The sequence below is a fragment of the Ensifer sp. Root142 genome, from assembly GCF_001426785.1.
GTDB classification, from domain to species: Bacteria; Pseudomonadota; Alphaproteobacteria; order Rhizobiales; family Rhizobiaceae; genus Ensifer; species Ensifer canadensis.
The window spans coordinates 1-21240 of sequence record NZ_LMFK01000002.1 but is presented as its reverse complement, the minus strand read 5'-3'; the positions used below and the strand labels follow the sequence as shown (position 1 = coordinate 21240).

Annotated in this window: 21 protein-coding genes; 20 read left to right on the top strand and 1 reads right to left on the bottom strand. The window is 58.7% G+C overall.

Translation table 11 applies throughout. The annotated features are described in order from the left end of the window. Positions 1–14: 14 nt before the first annotated feature. The 13 genes from ASD52_RS04965 (at position 15) to ASD52_RS04905 (ending at position 13521) form a co-directional block, all read left to right on the top strand. The gene (locus tag ASD52_RS04965) at positions 15–698 is read left to right on the top strand and encodes an amino acid ABC transporter permease (RefSeq protein ID WP_051509313.1); all 684 of its coding nucleotides are present in this window, start codon (positions 15–17) and stop codon (positions 696–698) included. Beyond that, positions 695–1351 carry an amino acid ABC transporter permease gene (locus ASD52_RS04960; RefSeq protein ID WP_025429776.1) on the top strand — a complete coding sequence of 219 codons (657 nt, stop codon included), beginning with the start codon at positions 695–697 and terminating at the stop codon, positions 1349–1351. The genes ASD52_RS04965 and ASD52_RS04960 overlap by 4 nt, the downstream gene beginning before the upstream one ends. After that, entirely contained in the window at positions 1332–2057 is a 726-nt protein-coding gene (locus ASD52_RS04955; RefSeq protein ID WP_025429777.1) for an amino acid ABC transporter ATP-binding protein, read from the top strand. The genes ASD52_RS04960 and ASD52_RS04955 overlap by 20 nt, the downstream gene beginning before the upstream one ends. A 134-nt stretch (positions 2058–2191) precedes the next feature. Next, entirely contained in the window at positions 2192–3409 is a 1218-nt protein-coding gene (locus ASD52_RS04950) for a CaiB/BaiF CoA-transferase family protein (protein WP_244445443.1), read from the top strand. Beyond that, positions 3409–4236, top strand: coding sequence for a 3-ketoacyl-ACP reductase (locus ASD52_RS04945; RefSeq protein ID WP_025429779.1), 828 nt, complete (start codon positions 3409–3411; stop codon positions 4234–4236). Before ASD52_RS04950 ends, ASD52_RS04945 begins: the two co-directional genes overlap by 1 nt. A gap of 50 nt (positions 4237–4286) precedes the next feature. After that, the gene (locus tag ASD52_RS04940; protein WP_057223468.1) at positions 4287–5780 is read left to right on the top strand and encodes a sugar ABC transporter ATP-binding protein; all 1494 of its coding nucleotides are present in this window, start codon (positions 4287–4289) and stop codon (positions 5778–5780) included. Next, entirely contained in the window at positions 5771–7258 is a 1488-nt protein-coding gene (locus ASD52_RS04935; RefSeq protein ID WP_347369214.1) for an aldehyde dehydrogenase family protein, read from the top strand. Before ASD52_RS04940 ends, ASD52_RS04935 begins: the two co-directional genes overlap by 10 nt. Continuing rightward, positions 7255–8106 (top strand): Cof-type HAD-IIB family hydrolase, encoded by an 852-nt coding sequence (locus ASD52_RS04930; RefSeq protein WP_057223465.1) that lies wholly within the window; start codon positions 7255–7257, stop codon positions 8104–8106. The genes ASD52_RS04935 and ASD52_RS04930 overlap by 4 nt, the downstream gene beginning before the upstream one ends. Before the next feature lies 1 nt (position 8107). After that, a complete protein-coding gene (locus ASD52_RS04925; protein WP_244497423.1) occupies positions 8108–9088 on the top strand; it encodes an ABC transporter permease in 981 nt (326 codons plus the stop codon). A 62-nt stretch (positions 9089–9150) separates the two neighbouring features. Continuing rightward, positions 9151–10101, top strand: a complete 951-nt coding sequence (locus tag ASD52_RS04920; protein WP_038578009.1) for a substrate-binding domain-containing protein — start codon at positions 9151–9153, stop codon at positions 10099–10101. Positions 10102–10166: 65 nt separating this feature from the next. Continuing rightward, positions 10167–11132 carry a dihydrodipicolinate synthase family protein gene (locus ASD52_RS04915; RefSeq protein ID WP_057223679.1) on the top strand — a complete coding sequence of 322 codons (966 nt, stop codon included), beginning with the start codon at positions 10167–10169 and terminating at the stop codon, positions 11130–11132. A gap of 3 nt (positions 11133–11135) precedes the next feature. Next, positions 11136–11909, top strand: coding sequence for an enoyl-CoA hydratase-related protein (locus tag ASD52_RS04910; RefSeq protein WP_057223462.1), 774 nt, complete (start codon positions 11136–11138; stop codon positions 11907–11909). Positions 11910–11937: 28 nt separating this feature from the next. Continuing rightward, positions 11938–13521, top strand: a complete 1584-nt coding sequence (locus ASD52_RS04905) for a GMC family oxidoreductase N-terminal domain-containing protein (protein WP_057223458.1) — start codon at positions 11938–11940, stop codon at positions 13519–13521. Between the two features lie 111 nt (positions 13522–13632). On the opposite strand, the gene ASD52_RS04900 is transcribed toward ASD52_RS04905, so the two are convergent. Beyond that, the gene (locus ASD52_RS04900) at positions 13633–14289 is read right to left on the bottom strand and encodes a GntR family transcriptional regulator (protein ID WP_025429788.1); all 657 of its coding nucleotides are present in this window, start codon (positions 14287–14289) and stop codon (positions 13633–13635) included. Between the two features lie 207 nt (positions 14290–14496). On the opposite strand from ASD52_RS04900, the gene ASD52_RS04895 reads away from it, so the two are divergent. The 7 genes from ASD52_RS04895 to ASD52_RS39720 all read left to right on the top strand — a co-directional run bounded on the left by ASD52_RS04895 (position 14497) and on the right by ASD52_RS39720 (position 20740). After that, positions 14497–15621, top strand: coding sequence for an enolase C-terminal domain-like protein (locus ASD52_RS04895; protein ID WP_025429789.1), 1125 nt, complete (start codon positions 14497–14499; stop codon positions 15619–15621). A gap of 11 nt (positions 15622–15632) precedes the next feature. Further along, a complete protein-coding gene (ugpC, locus tag ASD52_RS04890) occupies positions 15633–16736 on the top strand; it encodes a sn-glycerol-3-phosphate ABC transporter ATP-binding protein UgpC (RefSeq protein ID WP_025429790.1) in 1104 nt (367 codons plus the stop codon). A 41-nt stretch (positions 16737–16777) separates the two neighbouring features. Then, entirely contained in the window at positions 16778–18049 is a 1272-nt protein-coding gene (locus tag ASD52_RS04885) for an extracellular solute-binding protein (protein ID WP_025429791.1), read from the top strand. 51 nt (positions 18050–18100) lie between these two features. Then, entirely contained in the window at positions 18101–19021 is a 921-nt protein-coding gene (locus ASD52_RS04880) for a sugar ABC transporter permease (RefSeq protein WP_025429792.1), read from the top strand. Positions 19022–19031: 10 nt separating this feature from the next. Then, positions 19032–19916, top strand: a complete 885-nt coding sequence (locus ASD52_RS04875) for a carbohydrate ABC transporter permease (RefSeq protein WP_025429793.1) — start codon at positions 19032–19034, stop codon at positions 19914–19916. Between the two features lie 216 nt (positions 19917–20132). Continuing rightward, a complete protein-coding gene (locus ASD52_RS39725; protein ID WP_244445447.1) occupies positions 20133–20273 on the top strand; it encodes a hypothetical protein in 141 nt (46 codons plus the stop codon). 44 nt (positions 20274–20317) lie between these two features. Further along, positions 20318–20740, top strand: coding sequence for an aldo/keto reductase (locus ASD52_RS39720; protein WP_244497422.1), 423 nt, complete (start codon positions 20318–20320; stop codon positions 20738–20740). Positions 20741–21240: the final 500 nt, after the last annotated feature.

Genomic DNA, 21240 nt, shown 5'->3' with positions numbered 1-21240 from the left:
CCGTCCTGGTGAGTATGCCCGCGCTAATCGAGGGTATGCTGCTGACCATCGAGCTTTCGATATCCGCAATTATCTGCGGAAGCGCGCTCGGACTGCTCGTGGCGCTCCTTCGCCACCTGGCGCCGCCCTCACTGCGCTGGCCGATGACGGTTTATGTGGAACTGATCCGAAACACCCCGTTTTTGATCCAGCTCTATATCATCTTCTTCGGTCTGCCGGCTTATGGCGTCAAGGTCACTGCCATAGAGGCAGGTCTGATCGCGATGACTATCAATCTCGGCGCCTATACCTCGGAAATCTTTCGCGCCGGGATCGACTCAATTCATCGATCGCAGATCGAGGCCGGTCATGCCCTGGCGCTGACGCGGCTGCAAATCTTTCGGCACATCATCCTGAAGCCCGCCATACAGAAGGTCTGGCCGTCACTCGTCAGTCAGTTCGTCCTCATGATGCTTACATCGAGCGTGTGTTCCTTCATTTCGGTCGAGGAACTCAGCGGTGCTGCAAGTACCATTCAATCGGCGACCTTCCGAAGCTTCGAAACCTACATGGTTGCTGGCGTGCTCTATCTAGCATTGGCCATCGTCCTGAAGTTCGGCCTCTTCGCTCTGGGCTCGTTCTTCTTTGGCAGGAAGGCGGCTAGAGCGCGCTCTTTCGGCCCGACAACGCTGGCGATCGCCAAGGAGGTCAAGCCATGATCCGTGATTTCGGCATACAGGAGATCTACATCCTTCTCGTGGCCGCGCGCTGGACGATCCTTCTCACTGTTTCGGCGAGTTTGATCGGCGGCGTCGTCGGACTGGCGATTGCTCTTGCGCGGGTCTCGGGTTTCAAATGGTTGCGCGCCTTGGCGACGGGATGCATCGCGATCGTCCAGGGTATCCCGGCTCTCATCCTGCTGTTTCTGTCCTATTACGGACTGTCGAAAGCCGGATACGACCTCCGACCGATGGTGGCCGCCTCGATTTCGCTGGCTGTATACGCCAGCGGCTATCTCGCTGACATCTGGCGCGGCGCAATTCAATCGGTGCCTAAACAGCAATGGGAGGCATCGACCTCGCTCGCTTTGACGAGGGCCCAGCAATACCGCTACATCATCCTGCCGCAGTCCATGCGCATCGCGCTGCCTCCGACCGTCGGCTTTCTGGTCCAGCTCGTCAAGAATACGTCCATCGTATCCATCGTCGGCGTCGTCGAGCTCGCGCGTGCCGCTCAACTCATCAACAACGCCACGTTCCAACCCTTTCGCGTGTTCATCGCGGTCGGCGTGATCTACTTCGTGATCTGCTACCCGCTTTCGATCGCGAGCAAACGCTTCGAGGTGAAATTCAATGCCTATCGTGCGAGTTGAGAACCTGAGGAAAAGCTTCGGTGCTCTTGAGGTACTGAAGGGTGTATCACTCAAGGTCCATAGGGGGCAGGTGGTCGCTTTGCTTGGGCGAAGCGGTTCTGGAAAGAGTACGTTGCTTCGCTGCCTCAATGGGCTGGAAAAGGTGAACGGCGGGACGATCGAAATTGCCGGCCATGGCATGAGTTACGGCGCGAATGCATTGCGTGAACTGCGCAAGGACGTGGGCATCGTGTTTCAAAGTTTCAATCTCTTCCCGCATCTATCAGTTCTCGACAATGTCATGTTGGCGCCGCGCTTGAGCAAGAAGATCAGCAAGGCTCAAGCAAAGCAAACAGCCTTGGAAATGCTTTCGAAGGTGGGGCTGCATGAAAGGGCTGCCTCTTATCCGGATCAGCTATCCGGTGGGCAACAGCAGCGGGTCGCGATCGCGCGTTCTCTTGCCATGAACCCGAAGGTGATGCTCTTCGACGAGGTCACCTCGGCGCTCGATCCCGAGCTGACGAACGAAGTCCTCGTCGTCATGGAAAAGCTTGCGGCCGACGGTATGACGATGATCCTTGTCACCCATGAAATGGAGTTCGCGCGGAAGGTCGCCACGACCACCGTCTTCATGCACCAGGGTCTCATTCACGAGTCAGGTCCCTCCAGGGAAATCTTTGCGAGCCCGCAGACGAACGAGTTTCGTCAGTTTCTGGGTGCCGCGTAGACATTCTGCGAAAACGTTTTACGTAGTTCAATGGCGGTGAAATCGGTCTTTCTTTGCCAATCCATAGACCTAAGCTTGACTGGATTGTGAAATCATGAGAAATCGTTTTCTTAGAAAGTGCATGGGAGGTTCGCATGCTGTTAAATGGAATTAAGGTTGTAAGTTTCTGCCACTTCCTGCAAGGCCCGGCAGCCGACCAGTATCTTGCCGACATGGGAGCCGACGTAATCAAGGTCGAGCCCCTGACCGGTGCTTACGAGCGTCAGTGGTCCGGTGCCAACGTGTACGTGGAGGGCGTCAGCGGCTTCTACCTCTGTGCAAATAGAAACAAGCGTTCCATCGCCATCGACCTTAAAAGTCCCGAGGGCACGGACGTTGCCAGGAGGCTCATAGCTGAGGCGGACGTCGTGCTGGAGAATTTTCGCCCCGGCGTGTTTGCTCGCCTCGGCTTCGATGACGCCGCGCTAGCGCGCATCAATCCGACGCTTATCTTCGCCTCTGCGAGCGGATTCGGATCGAGCGGGCCGATGGCGAACAAGCCTGGTCAGGATCTTCTGGTCCAGGCGCGTTCGGGTCTTATAAGCGTGACGGGCAGCAGGGAATCGGGTCCCACGCCTGTAGGTGCTGCAGTCGTCGACCAGCATGGCGGCGCGCTTCTTGCGATGGGAATTCTGGGGGCTCTCGTCAGGAAGATCAGGGAGGGCAAGGGTACTCGCGTTGAGGGTAGTCTACTTAACGCAGGTATCGACCTTCAAGGCGAGCCGCTTGTAAACTGGTTCGCCGGTAATATCGACCGCACTGCCCTGCATCGCGAAAAGAACCTTGCAACCTGGTTCCATCAAGCACCCTACGGGGTCTATCCGACCTCCGATGGTCATGTTGTCGTGTCGCTATGCGAAACTGCAAACTTGGCGGACGCGGTCAACAGTGACGCGCTTCGGGCTCTGGTATCCAACGATCGCTACGAGGATCGCGACGCCTTCGCCCGTGCACTGGCCGAGGCGACCGCCAACTTCACGATGGCCGAACTCGAGGAGCGCTTCGACGCCAAGAACGTCTGGTGGGCGCCGATCAAGTACTACGACGAGCTGCTGGACGACCCGCAGATCGTCCATTCGCAGGTCTTCCGAGAAGTAAATGTGCGCGGCAGGAAGATTCGGCTGGTCAACCACCCGAACAGATATGACGGCAAGGTGCCGGATCTGCGAGTGCTGGCCCTCGAGATTGGCGAACACACAAATGAAATTCTCGTCGAGCACGGCTACTCGCAGCCCGAGATTGATGCGCTTATCGCTTCGAAAGCGGTAGTGGCCTCTCGAGACGTCGAACTAAAGACGAAGGGAGCGGCGTGATGAAGGGGCATAGCGCAGGCGAGAGCGGTTTTGCGTCGGGGGGAGTTACGTCCGGTACGGATCGCGGCGTTGCAATCGTCACGGGGGCAAGGCGTGGCATTGGCCGCGCAATCTGCCTCGAGTTGGCGGCGGCCGGATTCGACATCGCAGTTGCAGACGTTATGTCGGACGAGGGCGGCGCGGAGACTGTAAGACTGGTCGGCGAACGCGGACGAAAAGCGAGCTTCTATCAGTTAGACATCTCGAAGACCGCCCACTATGCGGACTTTCTTTCCCGCGTCGAGGGGCAGCTCGGTACGGTGAACTGCCTGGTCAACAACGCTGGTGTTCAGGTGTCCGAACGAGGCGATCTGCTCGACGTCTCCGAGGAGAGCTTCGACAGACTGCTGGACATCAACCTTAGAGGTACGTTCTTTATGACTCAGGCGGTAGCCCGCCGGATGGTCGAACGAACGGCTACTCCGCACGACCGGTCGATCGTCTTCATCACTTCGGCCAACGCGCATCTCGTCTCCCCGGAAAAGGGGCCCTACTGCATATCGAAGGCGGGGCTATCCATGGCGTCGCAGCAGTTCGCACTGCGCTTGGCCGAACATCAGATCAACGTCTACGAGATCCGCCCCGGCCTGATCAGGACCGACATGACCGTGGACGTGGTGGAACGCTACACCGCTGGCATCGAGGACGGGACCCTCTCGGCGATCCGACGCTGGGGCCAGCCGGAAGATATAGCGCGCGGCATCGCGACGCTGGTAACCGGCGGCATCCCCTTCAGCACAGGCGACGTCTACAACATCGGTGGAGGAATGCAGGTTCCGAGGCTTTAGTTTCTGGAGCCTTGAGAAAACGATTTCACAGTATTTATGGGAGGCATGCAATGACGGCTCCGATCCTGGAGATGAAGGGGATCCATAAGAGGTTTCCTGGCGTCTACGCGCTGAAGAATGTCAGTTTCTCAGTTGCGAAGGGAAGCGTGCACGGCCTGGTCGGGGAAAACGGCGCGGGCAAGTCGACGCTGATGCGGATTCTTTCCGGCGCACATGAGGCAACGGAAGGGAAGGTCGCTGTCGACGGAATTGATGTCGAGAATCCGAACCCCGAAAAGATGCTCGCACTCGGGATCGCAGTCATCTATCAGGAACTCGCTCAGGCACCCCATCTCACCGTCGCGGAGAACATCTATCTCGGGCGTCTTCCGAAAACTCGGCTCGGAACGGTCGACTGGCGCAAGGCACGCGCCGACGCTGGCGTGATCTTGCAGAAACTCAATTTCAATGTGGATCCAGCTGCCCGCATCGGTCGCCTGAGCGTCGCGCAGAGGCAGATGGTCGAGATCGCGAAGGCGATATCGAGGGATGTGAGGGTGATCGTTCTCGATGAACCCTCGGCCGTCCTCGGCGACAGCGAACTGCATAACCTCTTCGAGATGATACGTACTCTCAGCAGAGATCAGGGCGTATCCTTCGTCTACATCTCGCACCGTCTGAAGGAACTCTATGAGATCTGCCAGGAGGTGACCGTGCTCCGGGACGGTCAGATAATCTCCACTGCGCCGATACTGGGAACGACCACCGCAGATCTCATCAGACAGATGGTGGGCCGCGAGATGAGCGACATCTTTCCAGAACGGTTGGAGCCCAAAGAGGATATCCGGCTTTCGGTATCCAATTTGAACCGCGTTGGTGTCCTGAAGGATATCTCGTTTGACGTCCGTCGTGGCGAGATTTTTGGAATCTGCGGGCTTGCGGGCTCCGGCCGTACCGAAGTGCTTAGAGCGATCGCTGGCGCGGATCGAGTCGACAGCGGCGAAATCAGGATCGACGGCAGGAAGCTCGACGTAAAAAATCCCCGTTTGGCGCTTTCGAACGGGATCGGGCTTCTCCCGGAGGATCGCAAGACGGAGGGGCTGTTCCTCGATCAGTCGGTCGCGTTCAACGTGACAATATCCGCTCTAGGCGGGCTGAAGTCGGGCGGCTTGCTAAGCGCGTCGAAAGAGCGGGACAAGGTAGCAAGCTACATCAAGCAGATGCGGATCAAGACACCGTCTAGCTCGACGCGCGTTCGCACTCTGTCCGGGGGAAACCAGCAGAAATGCGGAATCGCTCGGCAGCTTAACGCCGGCACAAGCATCTTGCTCATCGATGAGCCGACGCGTGGCGTCGACGTGGCCGCTAAGCGCGAAATCTACGATCTGCTGGTGCAGCTAACCTCGACGCTCGGTGCGAGCGTCGTGATGGTTTCATCAGAGCTGCCCGAGGTGCTCGGGATGTGCGACCGCATCATGGTCATGAGGCAAGGAACGGTTTCCGCGATCGTCGACGGACAGGTTGCCACCGAAGAGACGCTCATGTCGCACGCCGTATGGAATTAGGGAGATTGGAAATGTCCACACGCCAATACACACATTTTATCAATGGTCGTTTCGATGGCGATGCCGCTTCGTACGTTGACCGCAAGTCGCCAGCCAGCGGCGAGCTGGTAGCGCGTTTCGCCACCGGCGACGTCGCCGATATGGATCGCGCAGTCGCAGCGGCACGTGCCGCTTTCGATCATGGCCCTTGGCCCCGAATGAGCGGCATGGAACGGGCGGAAGTCCTCAACAAGTTCGCCGATCTTATCCGGAAAAACTTCGACAGGCTTGTCCGCATCGAGGTCGAGGAGGTCGGCAAACCCATACGGTTCGCTCGGGGCGACATCGAAGGCAGCGTTGGTTTGATCCGCTATGCCGCATCGCTGGCGATGCAAATGTCTGGATCCACCTACACGAATCTGGGCGCGAACAAGACGGCGTTGTTGATGCGCGAACCGGTCGGCGTCGTCGCCCTCATTACGCCTTGGAACTTCCCGGCTCTTATCCTGATGCAAAAGGTCCCGTTTGCGCTCGCTGCCGGTTGCGCAGTCGTCGTAAAGCCATCGGAGTTCACGTCGGGGAGCGCTTTCGAGCTCGCGGCCCTTGCGGCCGAGGCAGGCGTGCCCAACGGCGTCTTCAATGTCGTCAGCGGAAAGGGCTCCGTGATCGGGCAGTCGCTTGCGGAACATCCAGGCGTCGACTTCATCTCCTTCACTGGCTCCACTCGGATCGGTCAGAACGTAATCGAGGCTTCGGCCAAGAACATCGTGAAGACGTCGCTCGAACTGGGCGGCAAGTCCGCCAACATCGTGTTCGCGGATGCCGATCTCGATGCGGCTGTCGATGGCGCTCTCATGGGCGTCTTTTTCAACAACGGCGAGTGCTGCGTCTCGGGCTCCCGCCTCTTCGTCCAATCTTCGATCGCGGAGGAATTCGTGCGGCGGGTCAGCGAGAGCGCGGCGCTCCTGAAAGTTGGGAATCCGTTCGACGAAGACACGGATATCGGCGCGATGATCGACAGCAAACACATGTCGACCGTCATGGGCTTTGTCGAGTCAGGCGTGAGCGAAGGCGCGAAGCTGCTCACTGGTGGTAGCGCGGTGGAGAACAGTGCGGGCAACTTCGTACAGCCCACGGTGTTTGATCACGTCACACCACAGATGACGATCTTCAAGGAGGAGATATTTGGTCCGGTTCTTAGTGTTACGCGCTTCGAAACGCTCGACGAGGTCGTCGCACTGGCAAACGACAGCATCTACGGCCTCTCCAATTATGTCTGGTCCAAAAATATCGACACGGTGATGACCGTCGCGAGCCGCCTGAAAAGTGGCTGGGTGCAGGCCAACACGGTTATCGATGGGGCTCCGCAACTTCCCTTGGCTGGTGTCAAGGGATCGGGCTTTGGCTACGAAATGGGCCAGGCAGGCTTCGAGGAATTCACGCAAATCAAGACCCTGTTCATCCACACGGGTTCCCGTCAGCCGGTGTTTGCAAAATGAGCTCGACCTCTTCCATCGCTCTCCTTGTCTCAGACGTCGATCGCACGCTGCTGACGCACGATTACGTCCTGCCAGAGCAGGTCGTGAACGCGATTGCGCGAGCCAAGGAGCGGGGAATTCAAGTCGTGCTGGCATCAGCACGTTCTCCCGAGGCGCTACGTCCCTACGCCGAGCGTCTCGGGCTTGCCGACCTTGTGGCCTGTTTCAATGGCGGCTGGATCGGCAGCCTGCGGTCCGGCGTCGCAATCTCTTCGACGACAATCGATCGAAATCACGCCTTGTCAGCAATGCGAATGGCGACCGAGCTCGGACTGAACGCTCTTTGGTATGGCTCCGACCGCGTCTATGCCCTGGAACGCAACTCGATCGTAGACCACGAGGTCAAGATCACCAGCGAAAGCCTGAGCGTGGTGGATCGGTTCGAGGATCTTCCTGGTCGTCCGGGAAAGATCATGTGCGTTCGCGGCGACCAGAACGATGCCGTCGCTTTCGACACGCTGCAGATGAGGTTCTCCAAAACTCTCTCGCTGGTCAGATCACATTGGCGGCTTCTCGAGATCAATCCGCCAAGCGTTTCGAAACGCGCAGCGATCGAACTCCTGTCCACGCACCTTGGCGTCTGCCAGGAACGCTGTGCAGCCGCGGGAGACGCCGACAACGACGTCGAGATGTTGCGCTGGGCAAAGATCGCGCTGACCGTCGGCAATGCAATCGATGAGATCAAGAGCTTTGCGGCCTTCATAGGCCCATCCTGTGACGAGGGCGGGATGGCCGTCGCCGTCGACTGGCTCGCCTACCGGCTCCATGAGCCATCAAATGAAAACAAGGGAGGAGAGAGGAATGGCTAACATGGCAACTAGAGAAGCGACACTTGAGAGCTCGCTCACTGCTCGGACCTGGTCGGTCGCGCAAAGCCTTGGCCTCTTCTGGGTTCTCGTCGCGCTCTGCGCGGTGGCGATCTATCTTTCGCCGAGCTTCCTGCAGATCGGAAACCTGATGAACGTCGGGCGACAGATCGCCCTGTTCGGTATCGTCAGCATCGGAATGACGTTCGTCATCCTTACACGCGGCATCGACCTCTCGGTCGGGTCGATCGTGGGGGTCGTCGCGGTTTCAAGCGCGATGCTTCTGTCATCAGGGACCGCAATTCCGGTCGTCATTTTTCTGGCACTCCTCATGGGGGCCGCACTTGGTGCTTTGAATGGCCTCGGCGTCGTGTTCTGCCAGATGCCGCCGTTTATTATGACGCTGGGCACCCTGGTAATGGGTCGCGGGATCGCGATGACCATCGCGAACGGCGAGCCGCAAACCCTCGGCGAGGCCACCGACGCCTTCTATTTCCTGGGCGGCGGCTTCCTTCTGGGCGTACCAGTCCCGATTTGGATTTTCGCAGGCGTCGCCCTGATCGCGTTCGTCGTTCTTCGATCGACTTCTTTCGGGAGGCAAGTCTATGCTGTCGGTTCCAACGCCGAAGCCGCGCGCCTTGCAGGCATCAAGGTTGGCGCCGTCCTCATGTCCGTCTACGTGGTCTCGGGTGTTCTCGCCTCCCTCACGGCGCTCATCACGATATCGCGCCTGACTGTTGGAGAGCCGACCGCGGGCACCAATCTCGAGCTCGAGGCGATCGCTATCGTGGTGATCGGCGGCACGAGTCTGTTTGGCGGCGAAGGCACGGTCATCGGTACGGTCATCGGCGCTGCAATCATCGCAGTTATCGCAAACATCCTTAACCTGCTGGGTATCTCGCCCTTTACGCAGCAGATCGTAAAGGGCGCCATCATCATCGCTGCCGTCATGTTTGAGGTCTATCGCCACCGCCAGCGGGTCTGAATGCCGTCGCGCCATAGTGGCGCGCGGATGCTTGCAACTGTTCATCATTGGGAGGAGTGATCATGAATACGAACCGTAGACAGTTTCTGACGATTTCCGCAGCACTGGCTGCCGCAGGCACGATAGGTTTGCCGCTGCGCGGCGCCCTTGCAGCCGAAAAGATCAAGATTGGTTTCAGTCAAGGCACGATGAACCATCCTTGGCGCATCGCCATGGTCGAGGTAAACGAGAAGTACGCCACCGAGCATTACCCTGATCTCGATATCATCGTGACCGACGGCAACAACGACGCCGCCAAGCAGGTCGCCGATGTGGAAAGTCTCCTGACCCAGGGCATCAAGGTGCTCGTCATTTCCCCGCTCACCGAACAGGCTTTGACGCCGGTTGTGAAGGATGCAATGGCGCAGGGCATCCCCGTCCTGACGCTCGACCGCAAGGTCAACACTGAGGTCAATTGCCACCTTGGCGGTCTCAATTTGCCGCTTGGCGAGGGAGCCGGGAAGTTCCTGATCAACGCTCTTCCAAACGGCGGCAACATCATCGAGCTCCAGGGTACGGCAGGCGCTTCGGCCACCAATGACCGGCACAAGGGGTTTGAGAATGCGATCTCGGGCATTTCTGCGTTCAAAGTCGTGGCCAACCAGAACTGCGACTACACGCGCGACAAGGCCGTGAAGTTCATGGAAGACATGCTGCAGCGCTTTAAGCCGGGCGAAATTCAGGCTGTGTACGCTCACAACGACGAGATGGCCCTGGGCGCGATCCAGGTGATGGAAGCAGCAGGCCGCCTCGAAGGCGTGAAGGTAATCGGCATGGACGGCCAGAACACGGCGTTCCAAGCCATCAAGGACGGCAAGATGTCGGCTTGCTTCATCTATCCCTTCTGCGCTCCGGAAGGCATTCAGACGGCGTACAAAATGGCCAAGGGCGAGGCCGTCGACAAGGAAATCACTCTGCCCACCGTCCAGGTTTCTAGCGACAACGTCGACCAGTTCCTCGGCAAGGGCATCTAAAGCACGCCAGCGAAGGGCCGCGTCGCGAGAGGATGCGGCCCCATCTCGAACAGAAGGAAGAAGCGATGGCATCCGTTCGCCACTACGACAACCCTCAAGGGGTCATCCCCGCTGTCCTCATGCCGTTCAACGCCGACCTCGAGGTCAACGAGAAGGCATATCGCAATCATCTCGCTGATGTCGGTAGCGTCGAAGGCATCAGCGCGATAACCATAAACGGTCATGCGGCCGAAGTCGCGTCGCTAACACTGGACGAACAGTACCGCGCGATTGCCGTGACCAAGGAGGTTCTGGACGAGCGCGTTCCGACCATCGTCGCCGTGTACACGAATTCTAGCCTGGAGGCGGCGCGCATTGCCCGCAGGGCGCAGGATGAGGGTTCCAATGCGCTGCTGGTCTTCCCGCCGGAGGTCATGGTCCTTGGTGGACACATGCGTCCGGAAATGGCCTACGAGCACTATAAGCGGATTACCGACGCGTCGGATCTGCCGATCATTCACTACCAGTTCCCCCTCAACTCGAACCTCGCCATACCGCTGCCAACCCTGCTGGAGCTTTGCTCCCGCTTCCCGTCTATCAAGGCGATCAAAGACAACTGTGGTGACGGCAATCTTCATGAACGCCAGATCCGCGAACTCAAGGCTCTAGACCGTCCGGTCAAAACGCTGACGACGCACAGCTCCTGGCTTCTCGGTTCCCTGGCTCTAGGTTGCGATGGCCTGCTATCAGGCGCAGGCTCCGTGATCGCCAACCTTCAGGTCGCACTCTTCCGCGCAGTGCAGGCCGGCGACCTCAATGCGGCGAAGGCAATAAATGACAAAATATATCCGACGGTCAGGGCATTCTATGATCACCCGCTTCTCGACATGCACAATCGCATGAAAGAGGCTCTTGTTATTCTCGGCCGCTGGGACGAGGCCAATGTACGTCCGCCGCTCGTCAAGCCGACAATCACCGAGATCGAGAAGATCAGGCGTTGCCTGGCGCAGGCGGGCCTGACAGCGGAGACCCTCTACGGGAAGGTGTCCTAATCGATGACCGCACTCGTGCTGAAAAACCGCCCGTCGCCCGGCGTGTTGCACCTAACGCTAAACCGTCCGGAAAAGCTGAACGCCTTGTCGAAGGAACTCCTGGGAGAACTTGTCGGTCTCTTGCGCGACGCGAAAGCGGATGACGGCGTCGGCTGTGTTGTTCTCACAGGCAGCGGACGTGCTTTTTCGGCCGGTGCGGACATTTCCGACATGTTGGAACGAGGGGTCGCCTCCTACTCAGACCCCGACAGGCTGGCCCTCTGGCAAGAGGTTCAGGATTTTCCGAAGCCAATCATCGCCGCGGTGAACGGCTTTGCATTGGGAGGCGGCCTGGAGCTCGCGCTGCTTTGCGACATAATCATCGCTGCCGAAACGGCAAAGTTTGCCACGCCTGAAATCAACATCGGCTCGTTTCCCGGTGATGGCGGCACGCAAAGACTGCCGCGACTGGTCGGACGTAGCTTCGCCATGCAGATGGTCCTCACCGGGCAGTTGGTCGATGCTTCACTTGCGGAACGGAAGGGCCTCGTTAGCGAAGTCGTGTCTGCCGATGACTTGCAGAGCCGAACCATCGAAATTGCATCGGCGATTGCAGCGCAGTCCACCGCGATCACACCCTATGCTAAGCGCGCGGTCAGGGCAGCCGATGAACATTCCCTCGCTGAAGGGCTGCGCGTCGAGCACGAACTGACCGTCGAGGCTTTCAATACAGAAGACAGAATAGAAGGCCTTCGTGCCTTTGCTGAGAAACGCAAGCCGAAGTTCCAAGGCCGATAATGAGGTCTCTGAGGGGCCGGGAGGAAGCATGCCAGACTTTGATTACATCGTGACAGGTGCCGGATCGGCAGGCTGTGTGATTGCAAATCGCCTGAGCGAGGACCCATCCGTCAAGGTTCTTCTGCTCGAGGCGGGTAGCCGCGACTGGAACCCAATGATTCACATTCCGGGAGGAATCGGCAAACTGTTCGGTCCTGGAGTGAACTGGCGCTTCAAGACAATTCCTCAGCAGAACCTCGACAATCGTGAGATTTGGTACCCGCAAGGAAAGACGCTCGGCGGTTCGAGTTCGATCAACGCAATGATCTACATACGAGGTCAGCGCGAGGACTACGACAACTGGGCTGCCCTCGGAAATGAAGGTTGGAGCTACGAGGACGTCTTGCCGTATTTCCGCAAGTCGGAGGACAACGACCGTCTCGTAAACAAGTATCATGGCGAAGGGGGGCCGCTCTGGGTCTCGGACCAGGTCAGCCCCCACGAGCTTTCCAGGGCATTTGTCCGCGCGTGCCAGTCTTGGGGTTTGCCATACAACCCAGATTTCAATGGCGAGACGCAGTACGGCGCCGGCCTTTATCAGGTGACCTGCCGCGATGGGCGCCGCCGGAGTTCGGCGGTTTCCTATCTGCGTCCCGTGCGGTCGCGGAAGAACCTGACGGTCATGACTGGCTCAAGAGCCATTCGTCTTCTTCTCGAAGGGGACGCGGTTGTCGGCGTGGAGGTTGCGCAGGGACGCTCCTTAGGGAAGATCCGTTGCACTCGTGAAGTCATCGTCACAAGTGGCGCGATCAATTCTCCGCGCCTGCTGATGCTTTCTGGCATAGGTGACGCTGATGAGCTTCGGAAGGTCGGCATCGACCCGAAGGTCGATCTCAAGGGTGTTGGTAAGAACCTTCAGGACCATCTCTGCTCGAACATTCATCTGACCCTGAAAGAACCGATCAGCTACGATGGTCAGGATCGTTTTCCGCACGCGATTCGACATGGATTGCAATGGCTGCTCTACCGCAATGGCCCCGCTGCATCGGTAATCGTTGAAGGTGGTGGATTTGCCTCCAGCGAAAACAACGGTCGTCCCGATATGCAGATTCATATAGCGCCTGCGATGGTGGTCCGCGGCGGCCAGACGAGGCTCGACGGACACGGGTTCACCGTCAACACGACGTTCCTACGGCCGAGGAGTCTTGGCACCATTGCTCTTCGTTCAAGCAATGCAGCGGATGAACCGCTTATCGACCCCAATTATCATGCCGAGGAGCACGACCGCAGCATGTCGCTGACGTCGATCGAAACGACGCGCGAGATCCTGTCTCAACCCGCGATCGCCAAGTACATTCAGATTGAGCGGTTGCCGGGACCCGACGCAAAGTCCAAACAGGACATCATGGCCTACGTTCGACAGTACGCCTGCTGTGACTATCACCCCGTCGGCACGTGCAAGATGGGCATTGACGAAGATGCAGTCGTTGACCCGCAACTCCGCGTGAGAGGAGTGAGAGGGCTGCGCGTGGCGGACTCATCCATTATGCCCGTGCTCCTTAGCGGCAACACGAACGCACCCAGCATGATGATCGGTGAGAAAGCCGCCGACATGATCAAGCACGGTGTGTGACCTGAGACCCATCTTCCCTCCAGTTTTCAGGAGAGTCTTGGGGTTTTTTGAACCGCCCCAGGTTTCTGGACCAGCGGAGGGTAGAGTTTTCCGGCCTATTTCCTGGCTCTGTCAGGCGGCGAAAGTCCGATGCGTGGCGCCGCGGAAATGCACTTCGAGCGCGGCGATTGCCCCTTGCACATCCTGCCGCTCCAGACAGGCAATAACCTCCAGGTGTTCTTCAATCGTGTCGATCAACTGCCCCCTATAAGCGGCGCGTTGATGGACACGGCGGGCCATGCCCAAATTCTCCTGAATGCGGGCATGGGTCTCTAAAATGGCGCGATTGCCCAGCGCCTCCACAATGTCGCGATGCATTTTTCGGTCGAGCGCCACCATCTGGCTTTGCACCGCCTCGAATGGACCATGGCCGATCAGCGCTGCGCGACAGTCCTCGTGGCGGGTCCTCATACTGACCAGCCACGCCTCGGTCACCATGTCGCCAAAAGCGCGGAGGGCGTAGGTCTCGATCATGATGCGAAACTGGAAGTTCTCCCGGATGAAGGCAACCTCGGGATAAACAATCTGGATCCCGGTGCGCGGTTTGATCTCGACCAGCCCAAATTCCTCAAGCAAGACCAGCGTTTCGCGCAGCGGCGACAATGACATGCCGAGCAACTCGCACAGCTCGTTCTGCGTCAAAACCATGCCAGCCTTGAGGGTTCCATTCTGCAGAGCCTCGCGGAATTTTCGATAGCCCTCATGATTATGTCGGTCGTCGTCGGTCATCGTCCGTATCCGGTTATTTTCCAATTCATCGCTAGCACGACACCACCCGAAGGCGAAAGCGCAAGGCTCCGGATGAGGGCAAGCAGCCCTTGTGATATCGGAATGACGCCATCTAGGAGATCTCATCTATAATAAATTGAGACCCTAATCTTGACAAGAGATATCAATTCTCGTTTTAAATATGTCAGATCGTGGTTGAGGTAGATTATGAAGATAACGGCGTTCACTGCGTGGCTGGTTGAGGTTGATCCCGGGCCAAAATTCATCTGGCGCAATGGCTTGCCCGGTTCGCACGGCGATATTCCACGTGGCACTCGCCCCACCAAGGCCGTGCTGCGAATGGATACCGATGTCGGGCATTTCGGTGCCATCGAGATTGGTCGTGGCGACGCGCTGCTGGATCTAGTGCGCCGTCGGTACCACACGTTCATCGGTGAAAACCCGTTGATGACTGAGCGGATGTGGGCGCTCATGTGGGAGATCGATCGCATCGAAGAGGTGCATCTGCGCTCGCTTGGCCTGCTCGACATGTTGTGCTGGGATGTGAAGTCGCAGATCGCGGGAATGCCGATCCATCAGATGTTGGGTGGCGACAGCACCAAGGTGCCGGCCTACGCATCTACCGTTACCTGGCCAACGCTCGAAGAGTATGAGCGCAACATCAAACTGTGCATGGATGTCGGCTTTAACGCTTTCAAGCTGCACGCCTGGGGCGACGTAAAACGCGACATCGAGTTGTCACAGGCACTCCGCAAATGGACCGGGCCGGACGCGGATCTAATGTTCGACGGCTCTGCCGGCTGGGACTATGTCGATGCGCTCGAAGTGGGTCTGGCGCTGCAGGATCAAGGGTTCCTTTGGTATGAGGAGCCGATGCGCGAGTTCTATCTCGGCGCCTACACCAAGCTTTGTGACAAGCTGACGATGCCGGTGCTGGCTGCCGAAACTTCGGATGGCGTGCATTGGAATATGGCGAGTTGGATCGAGGCTGGGGCGCTCGACATGACCCGCACATCCTCCCTCTACAAAGGAGGGTTCACCGGCGCGCTGAAAATTGCGCACTTGGCGGAGAGCTTTGGTATGCGGGCCCAGGTCCATGGCATGGGTCTCGAGAATGCGCAGCTCTGCGCGGCGATCACGAATAACGACTATTACGAGCAGTTGGTGATGAATGAGGAGCAGATCAGGGGACTGACGACGCTCGGGCCGTTAGCCATCACCGACGGCTTCCTCAATGTCAGTACGGAGCCGGGTCTGGGTTACCACTATGATTGGGACGAACTCGATCGGACGGCCAAGGCCAAGGTTACCGTCGGCAAAGATCACAGCTAGGGAGTTGGGCAATGGGTGCGGTCGAGCTTCATGCGGTTTCGAAATCCTTTGGCGCCGTGGGTGTCATTAAGGACATTGATCTCACAGTGAATGAAGGAGAATTCGTCGCGTTTGTCGGGCCGTCCGGGTCGGGCAAGTCGACCTTGCTGCGCATGATCGCGGGCCTTGAGACTGTCAGCGACGGCGCCATCCTGATCGATGGCAAGGACGTAACTCATGCCGAGCCGGCTGAGCGCGGCATTGCAATGGTGTTCCAGTCGTATGCGCTCTATCCGCATATGAACGTCTACGAGAACATCGCGTTCAATCTGCGCCTGTCCCGCCTGTCCAAGTCGGAGATCGACAATCGCGTCCGCGAAGCAGCTGGCATCCTTAAGCTCGGCGAACTCCTGCACCGTTCGCCGGCGCAGCTTTCGGGCGGTCAACGGCAGCGCGTTGCCATTGGGCGGGCGATCGTCAGGCACCCCAAGGTGTTTCTGTTCGACGAGCCACTGTCCAACCTCGATGCGTCGCTGCGCAGTCAGATGCGGCTTGAGATCGAGCGCTTGCATCGTGAACTCGGTACCACCATGATTTACGTCACGCACGATCAGGTCGAGGCGATGACACTGGCCGACCGCATCGTGGCGCTCGACGGCGGCAAGATCCAGCAGGTCGGGGCGCCGATGGAGCTCTATTCCAAGCCGGCGAACCGGTTTGTCGCCAGCTTTATCGGTTCGCCAACGATGAACTTTCTTTCGGGCGAACTGGTCAACGAAGCGGGCGGTTCGGCCAAGATCCGGCTTACCGCCGGAGCAGATCTGGTGCTCGCACGAGACCTGGGCGCTGATCATTACGGGCCCGTCACTATCGGTGTGCGTCCCGAGGCGATCGAGGTCAGTCGGCCGGGCGAGCAATGCAATCGTGCCGACGTCGCAATTCCGAGCCGCATCGAAGTCATCGAGCGGCTCGGCAATGTGACCTTTGCCCATCTTGAACTCCGAGGTGGTGAAACTGCGGTGGTCCAGCTGCCTGGAAATTTTGCCATGGCCGAGGGCGAGGCCGTGTCGATTTCGTTCCCGGCGAGCGCGGCGATCACCTTGGGCCCTTCGGGAGCCGCGATCCCTATCAACTAGTCGATCAACGAAGGCCGTCAATCGGCGCGGGAGGAGAGGCAATGAAGAGCTTGAAGACGTCTATTACGGTCGGTCTGCTTGGCGGGTTGATGGCGATTTCGGTGGCCCCAGCCAACGCGGCGGATCCGGTCACACTGACCATCTGGTCCGACACCCCCCGCCTGGCTACCTTCGAGGCCTATGACAAGGCCCATGACGATGTGACGCTCAAAGTCGTCACCGTGGCGCCGAACGATCTGGTGGCCAAGCTGCAGCTCTCTATGCAGGCCAAGAGCGAGATCCCGGATGCGATCTTTATGGCTGACATTGGTTATACGGCCGCGCTGTCCAACCGGCGCACCGACTATTTGATGGACCTTACAGACATTGTGTCCAAGGATATCCAGGACCAGTTCTACTTGAATGGCAATTCGCCGTGCTGGGTGAATGGCAAGTTGCTTTGCCTGCGCAACGACCTGGCCCATATGATCGTGTGGTATGACACCAAACTGATGGGCGAGCTCGGAGCCTCGGTGCCCGCCACCTGGGAGGATTTCGAAAAGCTCGGCGCTGAACTTGGTCCAAAGGGATATGTGCTCGGCAGCGCCATCGAGCCCTATCCGCTCTTGAGCTATCTGGTCTCGGACGGCTGCGATATCGCCATGCCGGTCCAAGGCAAGCCCGATACCCTCAAGATCGACCTCACCACAGAAAAGTGCCAGAAGCCGGCGCGCATGGTTGACACGATGATTGCCAATGGCAGCCTCACCAAGGTTGGCCCGTTCGATCCAGCTTTCGTTGAACTCGCCAAGTCGCGCAAGGTGCCGCTGTTGGTCGGCCCTACGTGGTTCGGCGAATATGTGATCAAGCCGACTTATCTGCTGGCTGCCGGGCAGCTCTCGGTCGCTCTGCCGCTCAAGTGGGATGACCAGCAGCAGCCGCTGACCTGGAGCTGGGGCGGTGGTACTTATGGTGGCTGGAAGGGTACCGCACATCCGCACGAAGTCACCGATCTGTTGATCTGGGCGGCAACCGATATCGGCAACCAGACCAATGCGGTCACGCTACCGGCTCATCAGGCGTCGGCGATCGCCTGGGGCGCCAAGCTCAAGGCTGACTCGTACTACGCCGATGTCGGTGTGTTCGACACCGAAGTCGACGCCGCCAAGTACAGCCACCCAGGCTATGCCAGCCTTCGCTTCAACGTCACCGACGCGATCTCCAAGGTCCTCGGCCAGGCGATCGGTAGCGGTGCTACGGTAGTCGGCTCGATGCCGGCCCTGCAGCAGGAACTGACCAACGAAGCCAAGTTGAACGGCTATACGGTCGAGTGAGAGATCTGGCCGGGTGCCCTCCCGCGCCCGGCCAGTACCAAGGAGCAAGAAGTGTCCATCATCGACGAGCAGAGGTTCAAAGAGCGTGCCCGGCAGGGCCGTCGCCAGCGGCGGCGGGATGTCATCGCATCCTATTTGTTTCTGGCACCCTATCTGCTGCTGCTGCTCATGTTTGGCGTGTTGCCTATCGGCTACGCGTTCGGCTTGAGCTTTTTCGACACGTTTAAATGGGTTTTTTGGGGCATCGCCAACTACCAATTCGTCTTTGCAGATTTCCGTGTCCCGGAGGGCGCATTGAACGTTCTGACGTTTGCTGGCCTCTGGGTGACGCTGACCATCGTTGGCGTTTGCGTTCTGGCGCTGGCGATCGATACGGTCAGTCGATGCATCGGCAATGCGCTGCGCACGGTCTTTTTCCTTCCCGGCGCCGTGACGTCATCTGCCATAGTCGTCCTCTGGCTGTTTGTTCTCGATCCATCGGTCAGCCCGTTCCAACCACTACAGCACATGGCCGGCTGGATCACCCGCCAGGACGTCATCTCGGGCATGGGCTATGCTGGCGTCTTCGCGATGATGGCGTATTTCGCATCCTCGGGTGGTTGGATCGTCGTGATGGGCGGCGCTTTGTCGAGCCTTTCGCCAGAAGTGCTGGAGGCGGCGCGCGTCGATGGTGCCTCGCCGTTGCAGCTTGCCCTGCGCATCAAGCTGCCGATGATCTGGCGATCCGTCGCGCTTATGGCCATCCTGACCCTTGCGGCCGGTCTGCAGATCTTTGTCGAGCCGCAGCTTATGATGCTCGGCGGCGCGCAATACGGCCAGCCCGACTGGTCGCTCAACCAGCTTGCCTTCCAATATGCGTTTCGGATGGGCGACTTCGGCGCGTCGGCGGCGCTCAGTACGATGCTCGTTGCAACGTCGGTCGCCATCGCGATGGTCATCGTGTTCGTGACCAAATTCTACAAGATCGATTAGGAGGCGAGAAATGCCAGTTGCAGCTACCGTGCGGTTTTCCTTGGGGCGCTTTCTTATAGCAGCGATCCTCGTCTTCGCGGTCTGTTTCTATGGCATTCCGCTGCTTTGGCTGTTTGTGGCCAGCACTCGCTCAACGGCGTCGCTGTTTTCGGACCCGCCCTATGCGCTTGGGACCTGGAGCTCATTTGTCGAAACCTGGACGAACTTGACGACCTACAACAATTTCCAATTGGGGGTGTGGGCGCTCAACTCGTTGATCTATTCCGCGGGCGGCGTGGTGCTCTCGCTCATTGCCTGCGTGCCGGCCGGCTACGCGTTGGCCCTGGGCGAATTTCCGGGTCGGCGGCTGGTACTCATCCTGACGCTGATCGCGATGATCACGCCAAGTACCGCGGTCGTGTTGCCCATCTTTCTTGAGCTCAATCTGCTCGGCCTCAACAATAGCTATTCCGGGATGATCCTGGCCTCGGGATTCTTCCCGTTCGGCGTCTATCTGTCCTACATCTACTTTTCGACTTCGCTTCCCAAGGGCGTGCTCGACTCCGGTCGCGTCGATGGCGCCAATCGGTTCCAACTGTTTTCCCGGATCGCGCTACCGCTCGCGCGGCCGCTGTTGGCGCTCGTTGCGTTCTTCAGTTTCCTTGCCATTTGGAGCAACTACTTTTTGGCATTCGTTCTGCTATCGGACGATCGACTCTACAATCTGCCTGTCGGGCTTACAGCGCTGGTGAGCAGCTCGGGGGCGCTTAGCAACCTGCCATCCAATGACATTCCCATCAAAAAGCCAGAGGTCATTCTCGCAGCCGTTCTGGTCATCTTGCCCGTGCTGCTGATCTTTCTCGTGGCACAGCGTTTCGTCCGTTCCGGCATGCTGTCGGGAGCCGAAAAAGGATGACAATTGAGCTTGAGCCGAGGCCCCTGGGTAGCACGGGTCTGAAAGTCGCGCCGATTGGCCTTGGGGCCGCGCCAATTGGAAACATGATGGGGCAGGTGTCCGACGAGGTTGCCGGCGCCATCCTGGAGGCGGCTGCGGGACCAGACATTATCTTTGATACGGCGCCATTCTATGGAGCTGGACTGTCGGAACGTCGCCTTGGCCGCCCGAATTTTCATGGACCTCAGCTACGATGGCGTGATGCGCTCGTTCGAGGCCAGCTTGACGCGGCTCGGTCAGAATCAGATCGACATAGCGCACATTCACGACCCCGACGATCACTTCGACGAAGCCGTGCGCGGCGCGTTCCGAGCCTGAGAAACCTCAAGGAATCCGGTGCTATTCGCGCTATTTCGGCAGGAATGAATCAGTGGCAGATGCTGTCGCGGTTTATCGACGCCGCCGACTTTGATTGCTTTCTTCTGGCCGGCCGGTTCACCCTACTCGACCGCAGCGTAGCCGACTTTCTCAAGCAGTGCCATGCCCGTGGTGTCGGTTGGATCCTGGGAGGGGTATTTAATAGCGGCATTCTTGCGGACCCAAGCCCCGGCGCCTTGTTCGACTATCTGCCAGCCTCCGCCGAGGTGATGGCCCGGGCCCTCGCATTGGAGCGCCTTTGCCGTTCCGCCGGCGTGCAGCTCAAGGCGGCGGCGCTGCAGTTCCCGCTGCGACACCCGGCGGTCAGTGCCGTAGTTGTCGGGGTCAGCAGCGTCGCAGAGTGGCGGGAAAACTGGGCGCTTCTGCAACAACCTATTCCCGAAGATCTCTGGGCGCGGCTCGACTGACTGTCGCTGCGGCACTGTAAAGTTTTCGGCTTCGGGTCAAGGGATGAGGTGATGTCCGCGATCAGGCGGCCTGACGATGCGCGAACCTGCTCCACTTCTGTATGGCAGCTTCTCGCAGTTCGCGATTGTGGTGAGACGGATATCATGACGAAGGACGTGGAAGGGCACTGCGGCGTTCATCCGTTGATACGTCGGGACTCCGGGCCAAAAAGCCAGCGAGGCTTGTGACAGTAGCGCTTGCGAACAAGCTTGCTTGGATCATCTGGGCGGTCAAGAAAACCGGCGAAAATTTCCGCTTGGACAAATTCGCAAAAGCATAAGAGGAGGGGCAACGTAACAGGCGAGCGGCTTTGCCGACGGTTACTGAGCGAAAATTTCTATGCCGGTGGCCTGTGGCTTTGGTTGTCTTCTCTATTCGGCGTGGTGAGGTCAAGCACCTTCTGACTGTCCGTAGCTATGGTTGATTGATGTCTTCGCAGTATCGCGCTTCTCTCCGGGAT

Bases quoted from the DNA above. Each gene is read 5' to 3' on its own strand.
- ASD52_RS04900 (WP_025429788.1), bottom strand. From the start codon at position 14,289: ATGACCGACGACGACCGACATAATCATGAGGGCTATCGAAAATTCCGC.
- ASD52_RS04930 (WP_057223465.1), top strand. From the start codon at position 7,255: ATGAGCTCGACCTCTTCCATCGCTCTCCTTGTCTCAGACGTCGATCGC.
- ASD52_RS39725 (WP_244445447.1), top strand. From the start codon at position 20,133: ATGGACCTCAGCTACGATGGCGTGATGCGCTCGTTCGAGGCCAGCTTG.
- ASD52_RS04965 (WP_051509313.1), top strand. From the start codon at position 15: ATGCCCGCGCTAATCGAGGGTATGCTGCTGACCATCGAGCTTTCGATA.
- ASD52_RS04920 (WP_038578009.1), top strand. From the start codon at position 9,151: ATGAATACGAACCGTAGACAGTTTCTGACGATTTCCGCAGCACTGGCT.
- ASD52_RS04960 (WP_025429776.1), top strand. From the start codon at position 695: ATGATCCGTGATTTCGGCATACAGGAGATCTACATCCTTCTCGTGGCC.
- ASD52_RS04910 (WP_057223462.1), top strand. From the start codon at position 11,136: ATGACCGCACTCGTGCTGAAAAACCGCCCGTCGCCCGGCGTGTTGCAC.
- ASD52_RS39720 (WP_244497422.1), top strand. From the start codon at position 20,318: ATGAATCAGTGGCAGATGCTGTCGCGGTTTATCGACGCCGCCGACTTT.
- ASD52_RS04885 (WP_025429791.1), top strand. From the start codon at position 16,778: ATGAAGAGCTTGAAGACGTCTATTACGGTCGGTCTGCTTGGCGGGTTG.
- ASD52_RS04950 (WP_244445443.1), top strand. From the start codon at position 2,192: ATGCTGTTAAATGGAATTAAGGTTGTAAGTTTCTGCCACTTCCTGCAA.
- ASD52_RS04915 (WP_057223679.1), top strand. From the start codon at position 10,167: ATGGCATCCGTTCGCCACTACGACAACCCTCAAGGGGTCATCCCCGCT.
- ASD52_RS04905 (WP_057223458.1), top strand. From the start codon at position 11,938: ATGCCAGACTTTGATTACATCGTGACAGGTGCCGGATCGGCAGGCTGT.
- ASD52_RS04940 (WP_057223468.1), top strand. From the start codon at position 4,287: ATGACGGCTCCGATCCTGGAGATGAAGGGGATCCATAAGAGGTTTCCT.
- ugpC (WP_025429790.1), top strand. From the start codon at position 15,633: ATGGGTGCGGTCGAGCTTCATGCGGTTTCGAAATCCTTTGGCGCCGTG.
- ASD52_RS04935 (WP_347369214.1), top strand. From the start codon at position 5,771: ATGGAATTAGGGAGATTGGAAATGTCCACACGCCAATACACACATTTT.
- ASD52_RS04955 (WP_025429777.1), top strand. From the start codon at position 1,332: ATGCCTATCGTGCGAGTTGAGAACCTGAGGAAAAGCTTCGGTGCTCTT.
- ASD52_RS04875 (WP_025429793.1), top strand. From the start codon at position 19,032: ATGCCAGTTGCAGCTACCGTGCGGTTTTCCTTGGGGCGCTTTCTTATA.
- ASD52_RS04925 (WP_244497423.1), top strand. From the start codon at position 8,108: ATGGCAACTAGAGAAGCGACACTTGAGAGCTCGCTCACTGCTCGGACC.
- ASD52_RS04945 (WP_025429779.1), top strand. From the start codon at position 3,409: ATGAAGGGGCATAGCGCAGGCGAGAGCGGTTTTGCGTCGGGGGGAGTT.
- ASD52_RS04895 (WP_025429789.1), top strand. From the start codon at position 14,497: ATGAAGATAACGGCGTTCACTGCGTGGCTGGTTGAGGTTGATCCCGGG.